18 protein-coding genes and 1 pseudogene are annotated in these 20,125 nt (G+C 67.6%); 14 read left to right on the plus strand and 5 right to left on the minus strand.

The features are described from left to right. Positions 1–61: 61 nt before the first annotated feature. From AC3RCC_RS04410 to yddG, 4 genes and pseudogenes are all read left to right on the plus strand, one after another. Positions 62–1,240, plus strand: a complete 1,179-nt coding sequence (locus AC3RCC_RS04410; protein ID WP_291639002.1) for an acetyl-CoA C-acetyltransferase — start codon at positions 62–64, stop codon at positions 1,238–1,240. Positions 1,241–1,249: 9 nt separating this feature from the next. Beyond that, positions 1,250–1,351, plus strand: a pseudogene (locus tag AC3RCC_RS04415) (DUF1737 domain-containing protein); the annotation flags it as partial. Positions 1,352–1,615: 264 nt separating this feature from the next. Next, entirely contained in the window at positions 1,616–2,338 is a 723-nt protein-coding gene (gene phbB, locus AC3RCC_RS04420; protein ID WP_291639003.1) for an acetoacetyl-CoA reductase, read from the plus strand. Between the two features lie 129 nt (positions 2,339–2,467). After that, entirely contained in the window at positions 2,468–3,361 is an 894-nt protein-coding gene (gene yddG / locus AC3RCC_RS04425) for an aromatic amino acid exporter YddG (protein ID WP_492257715.1), read from the plus strand. On the opposite strand, the gene AC3RCC_RS04430 is transcribed toward yddG, so the two are convergent. The 3 genes from AC3RCC_RS04430 to gloB form a co-directional block, all read right to left on the minus strand. Then, positions 3,334–4,095 (minus strand): GNAT family N-acetyltransferase, encoded by a 762-nt coding sequence (locus AC3RCC_RS04430; RefSeq protein ID WP_492257716.1) that lies wholly within the window; start codon positions 4,093–4,095, stop codon positions 3,334–3,336. The genes yddG and AC3RCC_RS04430 overlap by 28 nt on opposite strands. A gap of 2 nt (positions 4,096–4,097) precedes the next feature. Then, the gene (locus AC3RCC_RS04435) at positions 4,098–4,544 is read right to left on the minus strand and encodes a cupin domain-containing protein (protein WP_492257717.1); all 447 of its coding nucleotides are present in this window, start codon (positions 4,542–4,544) and stop codon (positions 4,098–4,100) included. Positions 4,545–4,642: 98 nt separating this feature from the next. After that, positions 4,643–5,407: a hydroxyacylglutathione hydrolase gene (gloB, locus tag AC3RCC_RS04440; RefSeq protein ID WP_492257718.1), complete on the minus strand. Its 765-nt coding sequence runs from the start codon at positions 5,405–5,407 to the stop codon at positions 4,643–4,645. Positions 5,408–5,539: 132 nt separating this feature from the next. Between gloB and AC3RCC_RS04445 the strand changes: the two genes are divergently transcribed. From AC3RCC_RS04445 to AC3RCC_RS04465, 5 genes are all read left to right on the plus strand, one after another. After that, positions 5,540–6,310: a class I SAM-dependent methyltransferase gene (locus tag AC3RCC_RS04445; RefSeq protein ID WP_291639018.1), complete on the plus strand. Its 771-nt coding sequence runs from the start codon at positions 5,540–5,542 to the stop codon at positions 6,308–6,310. Positions 6,311–6,420: 110 nt separating this feature from the next. Beyond that, on the plus strand, positions 6,421–7,374 hold the full coding sequence (locus AC3RCC_RS04450; protein ID WP_492257719.1) for an acetyl-CoA carboxylase carboxyltransferase subunit alpha: 954 nt from the start codon (positions 6,421–6,423) through the stop codon (positions 7,372–7,374). Positions 7,375–7,545: 171 nt separating this feature from the next. Beyond that, positions 7,546–8,958 carry a L,D-transpeptidase family protein gene (locus AC3RCC_RS04455; protein WP_492257720.1) on the plus strand — a complete coding sequence of 471 codons (1,413 nt, stop codon included), beginning with the start codon at positions 7,546–7,548 and terminating at the stop codon, positions 8,956–8,958. Positions 8,959–9,182: 224 nt separating this feature from the next. Then, a complete protein-coding gene (locus tag AC3RCC_RS04460) occupies positions 9,183–10,097 on the plus strand; it encodes a TorF family putative porin (protein ID WP_492257721.1) in 915 nt (304 codons plus the stop codon). A gap of 126 nt (positions 10,098–10,223) precedes the next feature. Then, positions 10,224–11,018: a 2-keto-4-pentenoate hydratase gene (locus tag AC3RCC_RS04465; RefSeq protein WP_492257722.1), complete on the plus strand. Its 795-nt coding sequence runs from the start codon at positions 10,224–10,226 to the stop codon at positions 11,016–11,018. A gap of 23 nt (positions 11,019–11,041) precedes the next feature. Here the strand turns inward: AC3RCC_RS04465 and AC3RCC_RS04470 are convergent, their stop codons facing one another. Then, positions 11,042–11,863 carry an AraC family transcriptional regulator gene (locus AC3RCC_RS04470; protein ID WP_492257723.1) on the minus strand — a complete coding sequence of 274 codons (822 nt, stop codon included), beginning with the start codon at positions 11,861–11,863 and terminating at the stop codon, positions 11,042–11,044. 105 nt (positions 11,864–11,968) lie between these two features. On the opposite strand from AC3RCC_RS04470, the gene AC3RCC_RS04475 reads away from it, so the two are divergent. Further along, positions 11,969–13,174, plus strand: coding sequence for an MFS transporter (locus AC3RCC_RS04475; RefSeq protein WP_492257724.1), 1,206 nt, complete (start codon positions 11,969–11,971; stop codon positions 13,172–13,174). A 116-nt stretch (positions 13,175–13,290) separates the two neighbouring features. Here the strand turns inward: AC3RCC_RS04475 and secA are convergent, their stop codons facing one another. Further along, a complete protein-coding gene (gene secA / locus AC3RCC_RS04480; protein ID WP_492258746.1) occupies positions 13,291–16,134 on the minus strand; it encodes a preprotein translocase subunit SecA in 2,844 nt (947 codons plus the stop codon). Positions 16,135–16,461: 327 nt separating this feature from the next. On the opposite strand from secA, the gene AC3RCC_RS04485 reads away from it, so the two are divergent. The 4 genes from AC3RCC_RS04485 (at position 16,462) to AC3RCC_RS04500 (ending at position 20,122) form a co-directional block, all read left to right on the plus strand. After that, complete coding sequence (locus AC3RCC_RS04485; RefSeq protein ID WP_492257725.1) at positions 16,462–17,313, plus strand: peptidylprolyl isomerase; 852 nt, start codon at positions 16,462–16,464, stop codon at positions 17,311–17,313. A 142-nt stretch (positions 17,314–17,455) separates the two neighbouring features. Then, positions 17,456–18,706 (plus strand): bifunctional glutamate N-acetyltransferase/amino-acid acetyltransferase ArgJ, encoded by a 1,251-nt coding sequence (argJ, locus tag AC3RCC_RS04490; protein WP_291638587.1) that lies wholly within the window; start codon positions 17,456–17,458, stop codon positions 18,704–18,706. Beyond that, a complete protein-coding gene (locus AC3RCC_RS04495) occupies positions 18,690–19,616 on the plus strand; it encodes a DMT family transporter (protein WP_492257726.1) in 927 nt (308 codons plus the stop codon). Before argJ ends, AC3RCC_RS04495 begins: the two co-directional genes overlap by 17 nt. After that, a complete protein-coding gene (locus tag AC3RCC_RS04500; RefSeq protein WP_291638585.1) occupies positions 19,613–20,122 on the plus strand; it encodes a carboxypeptidase regulatory-like domain-containing protein in 510 nt (169 codons plus the stop codon). Before AC3RCC_RS04495 ends, AC3RCC_RS04500 begins: the two co-directional genes overlap by 4 nt. Positions 20,123–20,125 lie beyond the last annotated feature (3 nt).

Below are 20,125 nucleotides of genomic sequence, written 5' to 3' on the forward strand. Positions count from 1 at the left end.
CGGGGGAGAGTTTGCCGGACCGCCGGGCGCGGAAGGCATGAGAGAACCGGAGGACGAGCCCATGGCTGACAATGACATCGTGATCGTGGGCGCTGCGCGCACCGCCGTCGGCGCCTTCAACGGTGCCTTCGCCAATACGCCGGCTCACGATCTCGGCGCGGCGGCGATCAAGGAGGCGCTGAAGCGCGCCAAGGTCGAGGCCGGCGAGGTCGACGAGGTGATCATGGGCCAGATCCTGACCGCCGGTCAGGGCCAGAACCCGGCCCGCCAGGCCGCGATGATCGCCGGCATCCCGCAGGAGGCGACCGCCTGGGGGCTGAACCAGCTCTGCGGCTCGGGCCTGCGCGCCGTGGCCATCGGCCTCCAGCAGATCGCCAATGGCGACGCCGACATCATCGTCGCCGGCGGCCAGGAATCGATGTCGATGTCGCAGCATGCCCAGCATCTGCGCAACGGCACCAAGATGGGCGACACCAAGTTCATCGACACGATGATCAAGGACGGGCTCTGGGACGCCTTCCACGGCTACCATATGGGCACCACCGCGGAGAACGTCGCGACCAAGTGGCAGCTCAGCCGCGAGGAGCAGGACCGCTTCGCCGTCGGTTCGCAGAACAAGGCCGAGGCGGCCCAGAAGGCCGGCCGCTTCAAGGACGAGATCGTCCCCTTCACCGTCTCGACCCGCAAGGGCGACATCGTCGTCGATGCCGACGAGTATCCGCGCCATGGCGCGACGATCGAGGCGATGGCGAAGCTCAAGCCCGCCTTCTCCAAGGATGGCACCGTCACTGCCGGCAACGCCTCGGGCATCAATGACGGCGCAGCCGCGCTGGTGGTGATGACCGCCAAGGAAGCGGCGAAGCGCGGCCTGACCCCGCTCGCCCGCATCGCCTCCTGGGCGACGGCCGGCGTCGACCCGGCGATCATGGGCACCGGGCCGATCCCGGCGACGCGCAAGGCGCTGGAGAAAGCCGGCTGGAAGATCGGCGACCTCGACCTCGTCGAGGCCAACGAGGCCTTCGCGGCCCAGGCGCTGGCGGTCAACAAGGACCTCGGCTGGAACCCGGACATCGTCAACGTCAACGGTGGCGCGATCGCGATCGGCCATCCGATCGGCGCCTCGGGCGCGCGCGTCCTGGTGACGCTGCTGCACGAAATGGCCAAGCGCGACGCCAAGAAGGGCCTCGCCACGCTGTGCATCGGCGGCGGCATGGGCGTCGCCCTGGCGGTGGAGCGCTGAGCCGGCCGCATGCCCAAGCAGACCACGCTCTACCGCTACCTGACCGGACCCGATGACGCATCGTTCTGTCACCGGGTCTCGGAGGCGCTGAGCCGTGGCTGGGTGCTCGAGAGCCCGAAGATGTCAGGCCATCATGGCCTGACATCTGAATCGGTCTCTCAAACTTGTCGTCTGGAATATGACGTCGCCCCGAAAACCGCTTCGCACTTTTCGGCGTCATGCTCCGGCCCCCCGACCCTGACCGATGACGAGAAGGCGGGGCGCGTGATCTGCGGGCAGGCGATCATCAAGGATGTGGACCGGGCCTACGAGCCCGGTCTCGATCTCTCGCAACAATAAGCGGCCGAGGGGCCGGCCCGAAGGGAGGAGCAGAGGATGTCTAGGGTTGCTTTGGTGACTGGGGGCACGCGCGGCATCGGCGCGGCGATCTGCAAGGCGCTGCAGGAGGCCGGCTACAAGGTCGCCGCGAGCTATGCCGGCAATGACGAGGCCGCCGCCAAGTTCAAGGCCGAGACCGGGGTTCCCGTCTATAAATGGGATGTCGGCGACTATGACGCCTGCGCCGCCGGCATCGCCAAGGTCGAGGCCGAGGTCGGGCCGGTCGACATCCTCGTCAACAATGCCGGCATCACCCGCGACGGCTTCTTCCACAAGATGACCAAGGAGCAGTGGTCGGACGTCATCCGCACCAATCTCGACTCGCTGTTCAACATGACCCGGCCGGTGATCGAGGGCATGCGCGGACGCGGCTTCGGCCGGATCATCGTGATCTCATCGATCAACGGCCAGAAGGGCCAGATGGGCCAGGTCAACTATTCGGCGGCGAAGGCCGGCGATATCGGTTTCGTCAAGGCGCTGGCGCAGGAGAACGCCAACAAGGGCATCACCGTCAACGCGATCACGCCGGGCTATATCGGCACCGACATGGTCGCGGCGATGCCGGAGGAGGCGCTGAAGCGCGTCGTCGCCGGCATCCCGGTCGGCCGGCTCGGCAAGCCCGAGGAGATCGCCCAGACCGTGGTCTTCCTCGCCTCGGATACCGGCGCCTTCACCACCGGAGCGACCTTCGCCGTCAATGGCGGTCAGTACATGGCCTGATGTCTTCAGGCGCGCCGCCTGCATGGCGGCGCGCCGTCTCTGCTTCGGTGACGGGGCGGGCATAGCCAGGGCGGGGCCGCTCTGCTAACCGCTGCTGCGCCCCTGCCGCGCCTCTGCCGAGCGCCACCGATGACCTCCCGCACCGCCACCGCGACCGGCCTCGTCGCCATTCTGCTCTGGTCGACTCTGGCGCTATTCACAGCGATGAGCGGCCGGGTTCCGGCGTTCCAGCTCGTCGCCATGACCTTCGTGATCGGCGGCCTGTTCATCCTCGCGATCGCGGCGGCGCGGGGCCAGCTGCATCTGGCGCGGCCGACGCCGGCCTCCTTCCTCCTTGGGCTCTACGGTCCCTTCGGCGACAGCGCGCTCTACTATGCCGCGGTCAAGACGGCGCCGCCGGCCGAGGCCAATCTGATCCATTATCTCTGGCCGCTGCTGATCGTGCTGTTCGCGGCGCTTTTGCCGGGCGGCGGGCTGAAGCTGCGCCATCTCGCCGGCGCCCTGATCGGCCTTTCGGCGACGGCGATGCTGATCTCGGGCAGCCTCGGCGCCGGCGGTGGCGGTATCCAGCTCGGCCATGTGCTGGCGGCGCTGGGGGCCTTCGTCTGGGCGAGCTATTCGGTGGTCTCGCGCCGCTTCGCCGGCGTTCCCTCGGAGAGCCTCGGCGTCACCATGCTCGGCTGCGCCGTCGCGGCCCTGGCCTGCCATCTCGCCTTCGAGCAGAGCTTGTGGACGCCGAGCCTCGTCGAGTGGGGCGGCGTGCTGGGGCTCGGCCTTGGTGCGACCGGACTCGCCTTCGTCTGCTGGGACATCGGCATGAAGCAGGGCGACGTCTCCCTGCTCGGCGTCGCCTCCTATGCAGCTCCGGTGCTCTCGACCATCGTCCTGGTGCTCGCCGGCTATGCCGCGGCGAGCTGGCTGCTCGCTTTGGCCTGCGTGCTGATCGTGGTCGGGGCGCTGGTCGCGAGCTTCGGTCCGGGTGCCGGAAGGCCGCTTCAGCGGTCCCGCACGCGCGTCTCGTAGGCGTAGACCGTGCGAAAGCCGAGCCGGCGATACATCTCGAAGGCGAGGCCGTTGCTCTGGTCGACCTGGAGATAGGCGAGGCTGCAGCCCTGCGCCGCGGCCCAGCCCATCAGGCCGAGCATCAGCTTCCTGCCGAGACCTTTTCCGCGCAGGCTCCCGTCGACGATCACCGCGCCGATTTCGGCCATACCGCGCTCGGCGACACTCATCGCATAGGCGGCGGGGCGGCCCTCATGCAGCAGGGTCGCGAAGGCGGCGGGCAGGCGCACGCCCGAGACGATGGCTGACAGATGCGCACGATTGCGCTTGTTGCCGGTCTGGTGGCTGCAGACGCCGGTGATCCAGGCTTCCGTCGCGAGCGGCTCGACGAGCATGTCCGGACATTGCGGATGCCGAGCCGGCTCGAGCTCGGCGACCATGCCGAAGGAGGCGGTCTCGATCCGGTAGCCGCGCGCCGCGAAGCACAGGCGGGCGCTCTCGGCGACGAGCGGCGTGAAGCGGATGCGCGGCGGCAGCCCGGCCTCGGCATAGAGCTTTTCGATGAACGCCAGAGTTTCATCGTCCATTTCCGCGTCAGCCTGCAGGGCCGAAGCGGAGTTGGCGCGGCCGGAATAGCCATTGGCGAAGCGCACCACCCAGTCATCGATGACCAAGGTCGTGGGCGCGGGCCAGGCATTGACGATGCGGCTTTCGCAGGCGCGGACCAGCGCGAGGTCGGTGACGGGTTTGTCCATGCTCAGTGATCCCCGGGCTGCCAGCCCGGCTCCGCCATTTCGAAGGTCGAGAAGGCGAAGCCCGGCGCGACCGTGCAGCCGACCAGCGTCCAGCCACCGAGGGAGGCGGCACTCTGCCAGCAGCCGGCGGGCACGACGATCTGCGGGCGCTGGCCGGCGACGAGATCCTTGCCGAGATGCTGGGTCGCGGCGCTGGCGCCGTCCTGCGACAGGCTGAGCGCCAGAGGCGCGCCGGCATAGTGATGCCAGATCTCGGCCGCGTCGACACGGTGCCAGTGCGAGCTCTCGCCGGCATCGAGCAGGTAATAGATCGCGGTCGAGAAGCCGCGGCCTTCCGGCCCCTGCGGGTCGCGGAAGGTCTCGCGGTAATGCCCGCCCTCGGGATGCGGCTGCAGCTCGAGCAGCGCGATGATGCCGGCCGCATCGAGGCCGTCCAGCCGTGGACTCATGGTTGCGGTCCTGTGTGATGTCTGGGTCCTTCAGCCCTCATCCTGAGGAGCGATCGCAGATCGCGTCTCGAAGGATGAGGGCCAAAAAGGGCCGGTGCTCAGAACTTGTTCTTGGCTTCGCGCAGCGCGGCAAAGATCTCGCCGGCCGGCTTGCCGACGAGGCCGAGCGTGGCGGCGAGCGCGGTCTCACCGGCGCGGAAGAACGGATTCGTCGCCTTTTCCTCGGCGATCGTCGTCAGCGCCCAGAAGCGGCCGGCAGCCTTGGCTGTCTCGGCCTCGACGAGGCGGGCTGCGACTGCGGGATTGCCCGGGTCCATCGCCGCGGCGAAGCGCGCGTTCGACAAGGTGTAGTCATGGCCGGTGATCAGCCTGGTGGCGTCCGGCAGCGCCATCAGGCGCGACAGCGAGGTCCACATCGCCTCCATCCGGCCGGGCATGACGCGGCCGCAGCCCATGACGAAGACGACGTCGCCGACGAGGGCGAGGGCGGAGGCGCGGCTGATCAGGCTGACATGGCCTTCGGCATGGCCGGGCGTCGCCCAGACCTCGAAATCATCGCCGCCGAGCGCGACATGGTCGCCTTCGCCGATGACGACATCGACAGGGGCGCCGCCGCGGGCGGCCGCGGGAGCGTAGACGCGGGCGCCGGTCGCCTGCTTCAGCGCGGCGATGCCCTGGATATGGTCGGCGTGCTCATGGGTGACCAGAATCTGCGAGATCGCCCAGCCCTTGGCTCTGGCCGCGGCGAGGACCTCGCCGGCATCGGGCACGTCGACGGCGGCGCAGGCTCCGCTCGCCGGATCGTGGAGCAGGGCGCCGGCATTGTCGCTGAGCGTGCGGAAGACATGGATGTCGAGAGGCATGGCAGGCTCCGGAAGCAGCGGCCTAACGCCGGCCGTGTCGAGCCGCTTCATAGCGGCTTTGGCAGGCCAAGCCCAATCTCCTCTTCAAGGAGCACCCTTGCACTCGTGCGCCGCCTGCGCCATCTCCGTCGGATGGCTCTCGATGTCGTCGACCTGCGTGCCTTCTATGCCAGTCCGCTCGGGCATGTGGCGCGCCAGGCGGTCGGACGGGTGGTGCTGCGGCTCTGGCCGCATTGCCAGCGCCAGCGATTGCTCGGCCTCGGCTTCGCGACGCCCTATCTGCCTTTGATCGGCGGCGAGGCCGAGCGCGTCATCGCCTTCATGCCGGCGGCGCAGGGCGTACTGAACTGGCCCTCCCAGGGGCTGTCGTCCTCCGCGCTGGTCGAGCCGACCTTGCTGCCGCTGCCCACCGCATCGGTCGATCGCGTGCTGATCGTGCATGCGCTCGAAGAGACGGAGAGCCCCGAGGACCTGCTGGAGGAGGCCTCGCGCGTGCTCAATCCCGGCGGCAGGCTGATCGTGATCGCACCGAATCGCCGTGGGCTCTGGGCCCGGATGGACACGACGCCCTTCGGGCATGGCCGGCCGTTCAGCCGCACCCAACTCGAGAATCTGATGCGCCGGGCGATGTTCTCGCCGGAGAGCTGGAGTGAAGCGCTCTATGTGCCTCCGCTGCGCCGGCGCCTGTTCCTGCGCTCGGCCGGCGCCTGGGAAAAATTCGGTGCCGGGTTGTCGCTGCCCTTTGCCGGGGTGCATGTCGTCGACGCCACCAAGCAATTCTATCGTCAAGCGCCCTTGCGGGCGACACGCCGTAGTTTCGCCTTCCGGCCGGTGTTGTTGCCGCAGCCGACGCCGTCGCGCCGGCTGAACCGGGATCATGGTGCGTCACCGCCGCCGGGTTGACAATCGCGGCGGGGCGCGGCCAAGGTCCGCCGCTTTTTCGTGGGTTCCCCGACCGTCGCCGTCGCGCGGATGTGTCTCCCTTCAGGATGTGGGACCAGAACTGGATGTCGATGCGAAGCTATCTGGATTTCGAGAAGCCGGTTGCCGAACTGGAGGCCAAGGCCGATGAGCTGCGGGCGCTCGACGCCAAGGGCGACGGCTATTCGCTGACCGAGGAGATCGGGAAGCTCGAGGCCAAGGCCGGTCAGTCGCTCAAGGACCTCTATGGCGCGCTGACGCCCTGGCAGAAGACGCTGGTGGCGCGGCACCCGCAGCGGCCGCATTTCCTCGATTATTGCGCCGGGCTGATCGATGAGTTCACCCCGCTGGCCGGCGACCGCGCCTTCGGCGAGGACGAGGCCATCGTCGGCGGCTTCGGCCGCTTCCGTGGCGAGCCGGTCTGCGTCATCGGCCAGGAGAAAGGCAACTCGACGGAGACCCGCATCCGGCATAATTTCGGCATGCCGAAGCCTGAGGGCTATCGCAAGGCGGTGCGCCTGATGGAGCTCGCCGACCGTTTCGGCCTGCCGGTTCTGAGCTTCATCGACACGGCCGGAGCCTATCCCGGCATCGAGGCCGAGGAGCGCGGCCAGGCCGAGGCGATCGCCCGCTCGACCGAGACCTGCCTTGCCCTGCGCACGCCGAGCGTCGCGCTGGTGATCGGCGAGGGCGGCTCGGGCGGCGCCATCGCGATCGCGGCGGCGAGCCGCGTGCTGATGATGGAGCACGCGATCTATTCGGTGATCTCGCCGGAAGGCGCCGCCTCGATCCTGTGGCGTGACACCGCCCGGGCGCAGGATGCCGCGACCGGCATGAAGATCACCGCACAGGACCTGCTGAAATTCGGCGTGATCGACAAGATCGTCCCGGAGCCGACCGGCGGCGCCCATCGCGAGCCGCAGCTGGCGATCGAGCGGGCCGGGGCCGCGATCGCCGCGGCGCTCGCGGATCTGGCCGGGCTGAGCGCCGACGAGCTCGTCGAGCGGCGGGCGGACAAATATCTGGCGATCGGCCGGTCCCTCTGAGGGGGCGGGCGAGCGTCCTGATTCTTCGGTGTTCCAGATATGGCCATTCCGAGGAAGCCTGTGGTAAGGAACGGTCAAGCCTAACGGTTCTAAATCCGGGCTAGCGGCATAATTTGGCCGCGATGCCCGATGCATGGTCGGGTCAGACGGCCGAGCGATGGGAATGACGACGTGGCAGTGAAACATCTCGCGCTGACGGCCCTGATCGCCCTCACCCTGGCCGCCTGCGAAGAGGATCGCTATCGCGGTTCGGCTCGCCACAACATCCCGATCCCGTCCGCGACCTATTCGCTGATGTCCGAGAAGGGCATGAGCAAGAGCCAGCCGATCGTGATTCGCTCCTACAAGAAGGAGTCGGAGCTCGAGATCTGGAAGAAGCGCGCCGACGGCAAGTATGCGCTGCTCAAGACCTTCCCGATGTGCCGCTGGTCCGGCCAGCTCGGCCCCAAGGTCCGCGAAGGCGACCGGATGGCGCCGGAGGGTTTCTACGCCATCACCCCGGCGCAGATGAACCCGAACTCGTCGTTCTATGTCTCGTTCAACATGGGCTATCCCAACGCCTATGACCGCTCGCATGGCCGCACCGGCGCGCATCTGATGGTGCATGGCGCCTGCTCCTCGGCCGGTTGCTATTCGATGACCGACGATCAGATCGGCGAGCTCTATGCCCTGGTCCGCGAGGCCCATAATGGCGGCCAGCGTGCCGTCCAGATGCAGGCCTTCCCGTTCCGGATGACGCCGGAGAACCTCGCCAAGCACCGGCTCGACCCGAATATGGGGTTCTGGAAGAACCTCAAGGAAGGCTCGGACTATTTCGAGATCGCCAAGGACGAGCCGGCAGTCGGGGTTTCCGGCGGCCGCTACGTCTTCAACAAGGGCGGCGATTCCTCCGTCGCGCAGGCGATCGCGCAAAAGCGCCAGCAGGATGACATCCAGGTCGCTGCACTGGTCTCCAAGGGCACGCCGGCGATCAAGCTGATCTATGACGATGGCGACCAGCATTCCTCCTTCAAGCGCCAGCTGGCGCAGTCCGGCGCCGATGCGCTGAACCGGTCGGTCGCCTGGGGGTCGCGCAATGTCGGCATCAGCCGCGTCGACTCCCTGATCGGGCCGCGTGTCGTCGTGCTCGACGACAAGGGCCGGACGAAGGCGACGGTGCGGGCCGAATCCGCCGAGAACGATGCCGTCCTCGCGGCGGTGCGTGGTGCGGCCGAGCAGCCGGCGGCGGAAGCCAAGCCTGCCGCGGTCGCTGTCGCGGCCGCCCCGGCGACGCCTGCCGTCGCTGCCAAGCCGGCTGACGCGGCTACGCAGCTCGCCAAGGTCTCGCCCGGCGCGGCGACAGCCGAGCCGATCCAGACCGCCAGCGCCGAGCAGCCTTCCTTCTACCAGCGCGCGCTCAGCTTCGTGCCGCTGCTCGGTGGCTCTTCGGAGAAGCCGGCGGAAACGGCGCCGGTGGCTTCGGTCGTGCCGGAGACGCCACAGCGCATGGTCGCGCCGCTGCCGCCGCGCCGCTCGACGGCGTTGCGCACCTCGCAGCTGGATCAGGCCGACGCCGCCTATGCGAGCAAGCCGGCGACGCGCTGACCCGCGAGGCCGCCCGCCGGCCCGGCTGATACAAAAATATCACGCCCGCTGCGTTCGATCGCGGCGGGCGTTTTGCTGTGCAGTCCTGGGGCCCGCAAGGGCGTCTTTGCTCGTTTGCTGAGCGGCCTGCCGAAATCCTCGTCTTGCCGATTCCGGAGGGAGAAAAGCCTAATCGGGCCAATGCGCGAGCTGTTTCGGGCAGAAACTCTTCGACGGAGCTTTCGATGGTCTTTGGTATCTCCAGGCTCGCGACGGCCGCCACGGCGCTGTCGCTCTCGCTGACGGCCGCCGGCATGGCGCAGGCTTCCGACCTGCCGAGCCGAAAGGCGCCGCCGCCGGCCCCGGTGGCGCCGAGCATCACCTGGTTCGACATTGCGGTCAGCATCAAGGGCATGACCGACTATAATTTCCGCGGCATCTCGCAGACCGATCGCAAGCCGGCGATCCAGGGTGGCGCCGAGCTGCAGTTCTACGACAACCTGGTCTATGCTGGCGTCTACGCCTCGAATGTCGATCTCGCCACCAGCCCGCCGGCCGAGATCGACTTCTATGCCGGCATCCGGCCGAAATTCGGCCCCTTTACCGTCGATGTCGGCGTCTGGCAGTATTATTACCCCAACGAGAAGCAGTATATCGACCTGGCCGGCGGTTACTGGACGCCGAAGAACACCGATTTTACCGAGGTCTATGGCAAGCTGTCCTATAATTTTGAGGACAAGCTGATCGTCGGCGCCAACCTCTTCTACGCCTGGGACTGGCTCGGCACCGGCGCGACCGGCACCTATGGCGCGCTCACGGCCAAGTACAACCTGCCCTTCCTCGAAGGGCTCTCCGTCTCGGGCGAGGTCGGGCGCTACTGGCTCGGCACGCCCAATGCGAGCATCTATTTCGCGGCGCCGGTCGATCTGCCCGACTACACCTATTGGAACGCCGGCCTCTCCTACACCTGGAAGAACCTGACGGCGGATGTGCGCTATCACGACACCAGCCTGTCGAAGACCGAATGCTTCGCGCTGACGGCCGATCCGCGCGGCATCTTCTCCGGTTCCGGCCGCTCGAAATGGTGCAACCCGACCGTGGTCGGCACGCTTTCCTTCGACATCACCGCGAGCAGCGTCGGCATCTTTGCGCCGAAATGACGCCGCCTGAACTTCGGAAGCGATCTCGAAAGCCCGCGCCAGCGGGCTTTCTGTTTTTGTGGCTCCGCGCTGGCCAGATCAGGCGCTGCCATGGCAGGCTTGGCCGGAGAATGCCGGGAGCCCGCCTTGCCTGAGACCAAAGCCATCGATGCCCTTGCCGAGACGATCGCCGCCGCCCGGCTTGCGCGCACGCCCTTGCCGGCGCAAGCGGGCGAGGCGCCGGCCGACGTCGCCCGGGCCTATGCCGTACAGGGCGCCGTGCACCGCCGACTGGCCGCCTCGCGCTTTGGCCGGCGCAGCGGCTGGAAGATCGGCTGCACCACGCCGGTGATGCAGGACTATCTCGGTATCGACCACCCCTGTGCCGCCGGGCTCTTCGCCGGTACGAGCCATGCGAGCGGCGTCGTGCTGCGCCATGGCGACTTCGTCCGTGTCGGCGTCGAATGCGAGATCGCGGTCAGGCTGGCGCATGATCTTCCCGGGGAGGGCGCGACCGCCGACAGCGTGCGCGGCGCTGTCGGTGAAGTGATGGCGGCAATCGAGATCGTCGACGACCGCTATGTCGAGTGGCAGAGCATCGGCACGCCGATGCTGATCGCCGACGACTTTTTCGCGGCCGGTTGCGTGTTCGGGGCCGGGCTTGCGCCGGATGCCCTGCCGGATCTCGCCGGGCTGCATGGCAGGACGCTGATCGACGGCGTCGAGGTCGGCGCCGGTATGGGTGCTGACGTGCTGGGCCATCCCTATGCGGCGCTGGCCTGGCTGGCGGACCATGCGCAGGCGCGGGGCGCGCCGTTGCGGGCCGGCGAGACCGTGCTGCTTGGCAGCCTGGTGAAGACGCAATGGCTGCCACCGGGCGCCGTCGCCAGGGTCGAGATCGAGGCGCTGGGTGCGGCCGAGGCCCGCTTTGCGGCGGGTTGAGCGGCAAATGCAGGTGGCAGCAACTATCGCGCCGTCGCAGCGCGCATATAGTTGCGCGGCGCGGTTCCGAGCCTGCGTCGGAACATCGTCGTGAAGGCCGCGACATTGTCGTAGCCGGCCAGCATGGCGATATCGGTGACGGACGCGCCTTTTGCCAGTTTCGGCAGGCAGGCGAACAGGCTCGCCTGCTGGCGCCAGGCGACGAAGCTGAGGCCGGTCTCCTTCTGGAAGAAGCGCGTGAAGGTGCGCCGGCTCATGGCGAGCTTCCCGGCCCAGTCGCCCAGCCGCTCATCGGCCGCGGGCGCGGCCATATAGGTCCGGCAGAGCGCGGCGAGACGCCTGTCCGCCGGGAAGGGCAGGCCGAGCGGCCGTGCTTCGAGGGTCGCGATCTCCTGCGCCAGCAATTCCAGCACCAGTACGGCCTTGCGTGTGCCCGGCGCCGCATCGCGTAGCCGGATTGCCTCGCCGATCAGTGCGCGGGCAAGGTCGGTGACCCCTAGCACCTGCAGCATGCGGCCCGCGAGGTCGCCGAGCCCGGGCAGGAGATAGACCGATTTCATGTCGACAGCGCTCAGCATCTCGACGGCGTGCTGCAATTGCGCGGGAATGAGGAGCGCGTGGCCGGGCGGGATCATCCAGCAGCCCCGCTCGGTCTCGACGAGTACCACGCCCGCGAAGGCACAGAGCAACTGGTCGTGGCGATGGCAGTGGAGCGGGATCCTGTAGCCCGCAGGGTTGTCCGAGCTGTGGACGAGGATGTCGGAATCCGAGCGGGCGATCCAGCCGAGATTGAGGCGGTGCTGCTCGTCGAGTGCCTCCAATCTCTGGCGTGACAACGCTTTCATCTTTGGCCCAAACGCGAAAGTTTTTGACCGAAACACGAATGAAGGTCATCGGCAAGCTCTGTAGAAGAGCCTCGCGCGATCGATCCGCGCGAGGAGATCAAGTCGATGGTCGCAGTTGCCCCGGAAGCCCGCCCGCGTTTCGAGAAGGCGACGACCTCGATCCTGCTCGCCGTCAGCTTCTGCCATCTGCTCAACGACGTCATGCAGTCGCTGCTGGCCTCGCTCTATCCGCTGTTCAAGGCGAATTACGGCCTAGACTTCGTCCAGATCGGCCTGCTGACCATGGCCTTCCAGGTCACCGCCTCGCTGCTGCAGCCGGTCGTCGGCATGGTGACGGATCGCTGGCCGATGCCCTATTCGGCGCCCGCCGGCATGGCCTCGACCTTCGGCGGGCTGATCCTGCTCGGAAACGCGCATAATTTCGCGGTGCTGATCATCGCAGCCTGCCTGATCGGCTTCGGCTCGGCCGTCTTCCACCCGGAGGCGTCCCGGGTGGCGCGGCTCGCCTCGGGCGGGCGTCACGGCCTGGCGCAGTCCCTGTTCCAGGTCGGCGGCAATCTCGGCTCGGCGCTGGGCCCGCTGCTGGCGGCTTTCATCGTGCTGCCCTTCGGCCAGGGCAGCGTCGCCTGGCTCTCGGTGATCGCGATGGCGGGCGTGCTGATCCTCACCCGGGTCGGGCGCTGGTATGCGGCCCATCGCCGGGCGCAGGCGGGACGCCCGCCAGTCAGCCGTGCCTTGCCGCTGCCGGGGAGGCGCGTTGCCTTCGCGCTGTTCGTGCTCGTGCTGCTGACCGCAACGAAGAACGTCTATATGGCGAGCATATCGAGCTATTTCACCTTCTACGTCATCGAGCAGTTCCAGCTCGGCTTCCGCGATGCGCAGCTGATGCTGTTCCTGTTCCTCGGTGCCGCGGCGGTCGGGACCTTCGTCGGCGGGCCGATCGGCGATCGATTCGGGGCGCGCTTCGTGATCTGGTTCTCGATCCTGGGCGTGATCCCGTTCGCGCTGCTGCTGCCCTATGCCAATCTGTTCTGGACCGGCGTGCTGAGCGTCGCGATCGGGCTGATCTTCGCCTCAGCCTTCTCGGCCATCGTGGTCTTTGCGCAGGAGCTGGTTCCGGGCCGTGTCGGCCTGATCGCCGGCATGTTCTTCGGATTCGCCTTTGGAGCGGGGGGCTTCGGCGCCGCCCTGCTCGGCGGCCTGGCCGATGCCCATGGCATCGGCTTCGTCTATCGCATCTGCTCTTATCTGCCGCTGCTGGGCTTGCTGACCATCCTGCTGCCACGCTTGCCGCAGCACCAGAGAGCCTGAATGGCGGCCTGATCGGCCTTCGCCCCAGCCAAGAGCCGAGCCGATACCGCTCGCAAGAAAAAAGCTCCGGCCATAGGCCGGAGCTTTTCGCTTAGATCAGCGCCTGCGGGAACGGCTCAGACAAACTGGCCGTGGCAGTGCTTGTACTTCTTGCCGGAGCCGCAGGGGCAAAGCTCGTTGCGGCCGACCTTGCCCCAGCTCGCGGGGTCGTTCGGGTCGCGCTCGGCGACGGCGATGTCACCCTCGATCGCGGCGAACTGCGACTGGCCGCCGAAGAAGCCGGCCGGGGGCGCAGGGAGCTCGCCGCCGGGCTGATCGAAGCCGCCGCCGGCCTGCTCGGGCGCGTCGAAACGGACCTCGATGCGCATCAGATTGCCGGTGACCTGCTCGCGCAGGCGGCCGATCAGGCCGTCGAAGAGCTCGAAGGCCTCCTGCTTGTACTCGTTCAGCGGGTCGCGCTGGGCATAGCCACGCCAGCCGATGACTTGGCGCAGATGGTCGAGGGTGACGAGGTGTTCGCGCCAGAGATGATCGAGCGTCTGCAGCAGCACCTGCTTCTCGACATAGGTCATCACCTCTTCGGTGTTGCGCTCGATGCGCGCGGCATAATCCTCGTCGGCGATCTTGCGGATGCGCTCGCGCAGTTCGGCGTCGGCGATGCCTTCTTCCTTGGCCCAGTCCTCGATCGGCAGGTCGAGATTGAGATAGGTCGCGACGTCCTCGCGCAGCCCGGCGGCATCCCACTGCTCGGGATAGGCCTCCTCGGGTATGCGGCGCGAGACGGTGTCCTCGACCACGCCATGGCGCATGTCGTCGATGGTTTCGCGCACGCTCGCCTCGCGCATGAAGTCGCGGCGCTGCTCGAACACGACCTTGCGCTGGTCGTTCATGACGTCGTCGTATTTCAGGATGTTCTTGCGGATGTCGAAATTGCGCGCCTCGACCTTGCCCTGCGCCTTCTCGACCGCCTTGTTGATCCAGGGATGGACGATGGCCTCGCCCTCCTGAAGGCCGAGCTTCTGCAGCATGCCGTCCATCCGGTCGGAACCGAAGATCCGCATCAGATCGTCCTGCAGCGACAGGAAGAACTTGGAGCGACCGGGGTCGCCCTGGCGGCCGCCGCGGCCGCGCAGCTGGTTGTCGATGCGGCGGCTCTCATGGCGCTCGGTGCCGATGATGTAGAGGCCGCCGGGGCGGGTCATGGTCTTGGCCGGGCGCGAGCCCTTGGCCGGCTCGAGCTCGATCGTCTCGGAGGCGTTGAGCACGATCTCCTTGAAGCGCGCGACCTCGGCCTCGATCTCCTTGATCTTGGCCTGCTTCTCCGGCCCGTCCTCCATGCCGGCGGTCTCGTGGGCGACGCGCATCTCGACATTACCGCCGAGCTTGATGTCGGTACCGCGGCCCGCCATGTTGGTGGCGATGGTGATCGCGCCGGGCACGCCGGCCTCGGCGACGATGAAGGCTTCCTGCTCGTGGAAGCGGGCGTTCAGCACCGCGAACTGCTTGGCGCTCTTGCCCGAGCGGGCGGCGGAATAGAGCTTGTCGAGCGCGCCGGGCTGGGTGAAGTCGATCTGCTTGAAGCCGGCGGCGATCAGCATCTCGGCGACCATCTCGGATTTCTCGATCGAGGCGGTGCCGACCACGACGGGCTGCAGGCGCTCGCTGGCGCGCTCCAGCTCCTTGATGATCGACTGCACCTTCTCCGGGAAGGTGCGGTAGACCTCGTCATCGTCGTCGATGCGGGCGACCGGGACATTGGTCGGGATCTCGACCACTTCGAGCTTGTAGATCTGCTCGAACTCGTCGGCCTCGGTCGCGGCGGTGCCGGTCATGCCGGCGAGCTTCTTGTAGAGGCGGAAATAGTTCTGGAAGGTGATCGAGGCCAGCGTCGCGTTCTCGGGCTGGACGGTGACGCCTTCCTTGGCTTCCAGCGCCTGGTGCAGGCCTTCCGAATAGCGCCGCCCCGGCATCATGCGGCCGCTGAACTCGTCGATGATGACGACCTCGTCGCCGCGGACGATGTAGTCCTTGTCGCGGGTGAACAAGGTGTGGGCGCGCAGGGCCTGGTTGACGTGGTGGACCAGCGTGACGTTGGCGGAATCGTAGAGGTCGCCCTCCTTGAGCAGGTCGGCGGCTCGCAGCAGCTCCTCGATATGCTCGTTGCCGGCCTCGGTCAGCGCCACCGTGCGCTGCTTCTCGTCGACCTCGTAGTCGCCCGGAATGAGGCCGGGCAGGACCTTGTCGATCGAGACGTAGAGGTCGGACTTGTCGTCGAGCGGGCCGGAGATGATCAGCGGGGTGCGGGCCTCGTCGATCAGGATCGAGTCGACCTCGTCGACGATCGCGAAATGGTGGCCGCGCTGGGTCATCTGCGCGACCTCGTACTTCATGTTGTCGCGCAGATAATCGAAGCCGAACTCGTTGTTGGTACCGTAGGTGATGTCGCAGGCATAGGCGCGCTGGCGCTCCTCGTCGTCGAGGCCGTGCACGATGATGCCGACGCTGAGGCCGAGGAAATTGTAGATCCGGCTCATCCATTCCGCGTCGCGGCGGGCGAGGTAGTCGTTGACGGTGACGACGTGCACGCCATTGCCGGCGAGTGCGTTGAGATAGACCGGCAGCGTCGCGACCAGGGTCTTGCCTTCGCCGGTCTTCATCTCGGCGATGGCGCCCTCGTGCAGCACCATGCCGCCGATCAGCTGAACGTCATAGGGGCGCTGGCCGAGGATGCGCTTGGCGGCCTCGCGCACGGTCGCAAAGGCGGGAACCAGCAGCTCGTCGAGCGATTTGCCTTCGGCGATCTGCCTGCGAAAGGTCTCGGTGCGGGCCTTCAGCTCATCATCGGAGAGCTTCGCGACCTCGGCTTCGAGCGCGTTGATGGCGGCGACACGGGGCTGGTAGCCTTTGACCCGCCGGTCGTTCGACGAGCCGAAGAGTTTCTTTGCGAGCGCGCCAAGCATGTCCGGTCTTTCCATGGGCGCTTCCGGCTGGAGGACCCGGCACGAGGCGGGCGCGGCCGAAAGCGGATAATCCTGAAATCACGCGCGTGTTTAGACGCGTGCGGGCGCGCGGTCCAGCGTGCGCTTGCTGTGAAGGTGGTCGTCGCGACAGCCGATGCGACGCAGCGCATGTGGGGTCCGGCCGCGGCCCTGCCAAGAGGCGGCGGGGTGACGCAGAAACGCGCCGGTTGCAGCGACGCGCGCGCTGTGCCTTGCCAAGGCCGTGATCTGCTGGCACTCAGCCAGCCGATCCGTTTTTAGCGCCATTCATCGAAAGGCCAACACCCGATGGTAGTTTCCCGTCTCGCCACGCTGTCGCTCGGCCTCGTGCTGGCTGCAGCTGCGCCTGCCTTCGCGCAGCAGGACAAGGTCGTCGCGAAGGTCGACGGCATCGAGATTACCGAGAGCGAGCTCGCGCTCGCGGCCGACGATCTCGGCGAGCGCACCGCCCAGATGCCGGAGGAGCGCAAGCGCGAGGAGCTGATCAACTTCCTGGTCGATCTTAAGCTCGGCGCCCGCGCCGCCGCCGCCGCCAAGATCGGCGATGGGCCGGATTTCGCCAAGCGCATGGCCTATAATCGCAACAAGCTCCTGCTCGACGAGTATCTGACGACCGAGGCCAAGAAGGCGGCGACGCCCGAGGCCGCGAAGAAGCTGTTCGAAGACACGGTCAAGACGCTGAAGCCGGAGGAGGAGGTCCACGCCCGCCATATCCTCGTGCCGGAAGAGGCGCAGGCCAAGGCAGCGCTGGAGCGCCTGAAGAAGGGCGAGGACTTCGCCAAGGTTGCGGCCGAACTCTCCAAGGACCCGGGTTCGGGTAAGGAAGGCGGCGATCTCGGCTGGTTCGCCAAGGAGCGGATGGTTCCGGAATTCGCCGAGGCCGCCTTCAAGCTCGAGAAGGGCCAGCTCTCCGAGCCGGTAAAGAGCCAGTTCGGCTGGCATGTGATCAAGCTCGAGGACAAGCGGACCAAGCCGCTGCCGACCTTCGACGAGGTCAAGCCGCAGATCGAGCAGTACCTGGTCCGCAAGGCGCAGCAGGACATCATCGTCGGGCTGCGCGACAAGGCCAAGGTCGAGCGTCTCGACAAGCCGGCGGCGACGCCGGCTCCGGCTGTGCCGGCCGAGCCGAAGAAGCCCTGAGGCAGACTTAGCGGGCGCCTCGGAAGAGGGGCGCCCGAAATGCCCCGGAGCCGGCCCGGGCATGATCTGCACGCCGGCATTGCCTGCTTGTTTTCCGCACGCTGCTGCGGCACATCGAAGCGCCTCAAAAGGAGACGCCCCGATGGCCGGCAAGGATGTTCCCGTTTCCCCGCTCGCGCCAAAGCGCCAGCCCAAGGTTCCGGCGGTGCCGGGCGTGCGTTTCGCCACGGCGGAAGCCGGCATCCGCTATAAGGGCCGTACCGACGTGCTGCTGGTGCTGCTCGACGAGGGCTCTCAGGCCGCGGGCGTCTTCACCCGTTCGAAATGCCCGTCCGCGCCGGTCGACTGGTGCCGGGCGAATCTCGCCCAGGGCACGGCCCGGGCCGTGGTCGTCAATTCCGGCAACGCCAACGCCTTCACCGGCCTGAAGGGCCGCGATTCCGTCGCACTGACCGCGAAGATCGCGGCCAAGGCTGCCGGCTGCAAGCCCGAGCAGGTCTTCATCGCCTCGACCGGCGTGATCGGCGAGCCGCTCGACGCGACCAAGTTCGAGGGCGTGCTGGCTGACTGTGCCTCTCGCGTGGCCGACGGATCCTGGCTCGATGCCGCCAAGGCGATCATGACCACCGACACCTTCCCCAAGGCGGTGTCGCGCAAGGCCAAGATCGACGGGCACGAGGTCGTCATCGCCGGCATCGCCAAGGGGGCGGGCATGATCGCGCCCGACATGGCGACGATGCTCTCCTTCGTCTTCACCGATGCGCCGATCGCCGCCCCGGTGCTGCAGGCTCTGCTCGGCAAGGGCGTCAAGGGCTCGTTCAACGCGATCACGGTCGACAGCGACACCTCGACCTCGGACACGCTGATGCTGTTCTCGACCGGCAAGGCCGCGGCGCGCGGCGTGCCCGCGATCAGCGATCCCGCCGATCCCCGTCTCTCAGGCTTCAAGCGGGCGCTGAACGCGCTCCTGCTCGAGCTTTCGCATCTCGTCTGCAAGGATGGCGAGGGCGCCCGCAAATTCGTCGAGATCCGGGTGCAGGGCGCCGCCTCGTCGCGCTCGGCCAAGAGGGTCGCGCTCTCGATCGCCAATTCGCCGCTGGTGAAGACCGCGATCGCCGGCGAGGACGCCAATTGGGGCCGCATCGTCATGGCGGTCGGCAAGGCCGGCGAGCCGGCCGATCGCGACCGGCTCGACATCTCCTTCGGCGGGATCATGGTGGCGCAGCAGGGCGCCCGCGCACCGTCCTATGACGAGGTCGCCGTATCCAACTACATGAAGGGCGAGCACATCGTCATCACCACCGACCTCGGACTTGGCCGAGGCAAGTCCACCGTGTGGACCTGCGATCTGACCAAGGCCTATGTCGAGATCAATGGTGACTATCGCTCCTGAGCCCGCGCGGCCGGTGGGGCCGAGCAAGACGTTCATCGTCAGCAACCTCGCCGTCTGCTCCTTCCTCTGGGGTTCGAGCTACCTGTTCATCAAGCTGATGGCTGGCGACGTCGTCCCCTGGGCGATCGCCGCCTGCCGTGGCCTGCTCGGCGCTGTAACGCTGGCGCTGTTCGTTGCGGCGCGCGGCGAGAGCCCGCTGCCGCGCCGCCACGAGCTCCGTCATTGGCTCGTGCTCGGCACCTGCAATGGCTGGCTGCCGAACGTGCTCGTCGCCTATGCGCTGATCCAGCTCGCTAGCGGCCCGGCGGCGATGATCCAGGCGGCAGGCCCGCTGGTCACGGCGCTGTTCGCGCATTTCCTGTTCTCGGAAGAACATCTCAGCCGGCGCCGGCTCGGCGGCATACTGGTCGGCATGGCGGGCGTCGCCATCCTGATCGGGCCGCGCCTGGTCGAAGGCGGCGGCACGGCGCTCAGCCTGCTCGCCATGGTCGGCGCGACGCTGTCCTATGCCTGCGCCAATCTCTATACGCGCGCGGTGCCGCCGCGTGCAGGCGATCCGATCCGGCTGGCGCTCGGCCAGCAGGTGGTCTCCGGCGGCGGGGCACTGCTGCTGACGCTGGCCTTCTCCGGCTGGGGCGCGCTTCTGGCCCTGACGCCGCATTGGCAGGCGGCGCTGGCGCTCGGCGTGTTAGCGACGGCGATGCCGGTGGCGTTCTTCATGCGATTGATCCGTGCGGCCGGGCCGACCCGGGCGGCGATGACCGGCTATCTCGTACCGGTCGTCGCTACCGTCATGGGTGTGCTGGTGCTCGGCGAGACGCTGGAGTTGCGGCAGATCATCGGAGGCGTCATCATCCTCGCAGGCGTCTTCTTCGTGACGACGGCGCCGGCGGGGGCGAAAGCGGGATGAAAGCTGCGGCGTGCGTGCTGGGCCTGGCGGCCCTGCTGGGAGCCTGCGTCGAGCGGCGGCCGGCGGCGAGCTCGTCCTTCTCGCCGGAGGAGGCGGCCTATATCCGCAAGCCGGGAGCCGGCGTGATCACCGGGCACGCCTTCCGCACGCGCGCCAAGGGCCAGGTCGTCAACGCGGCCGGCGAGGTGGTCCGGTTGGTGCCGGCGACCGCCTATGCGAGCCAGCGCTTCGCCAGCCTCTATGGCCGCGCCAAGTTCATCCCCGCCGCCAGCTATCCGCAAGAGGAACCAGATCCGCGCTACGCCGAATACACGCGCACCACCAAGGCAGAGGCGAATGGCCGTTTTGCCTTCGACAAGGTGGCGCCGGGTCGCTATTTCGTCACCACCCAGGTGATCTGGGGCGAGGAGGACGCGCTCTTCCGCGAGGGCGGTTCGGTCTATGACGAGGTGACGCTGACCGGCAGGGAAACCGAGCCGGTGCGGGTCATCCTTTCGGGAAAATGAGGC

The organism is Allobosea sp. GW823-FHT01F03 (assembly GCF_058798075.1).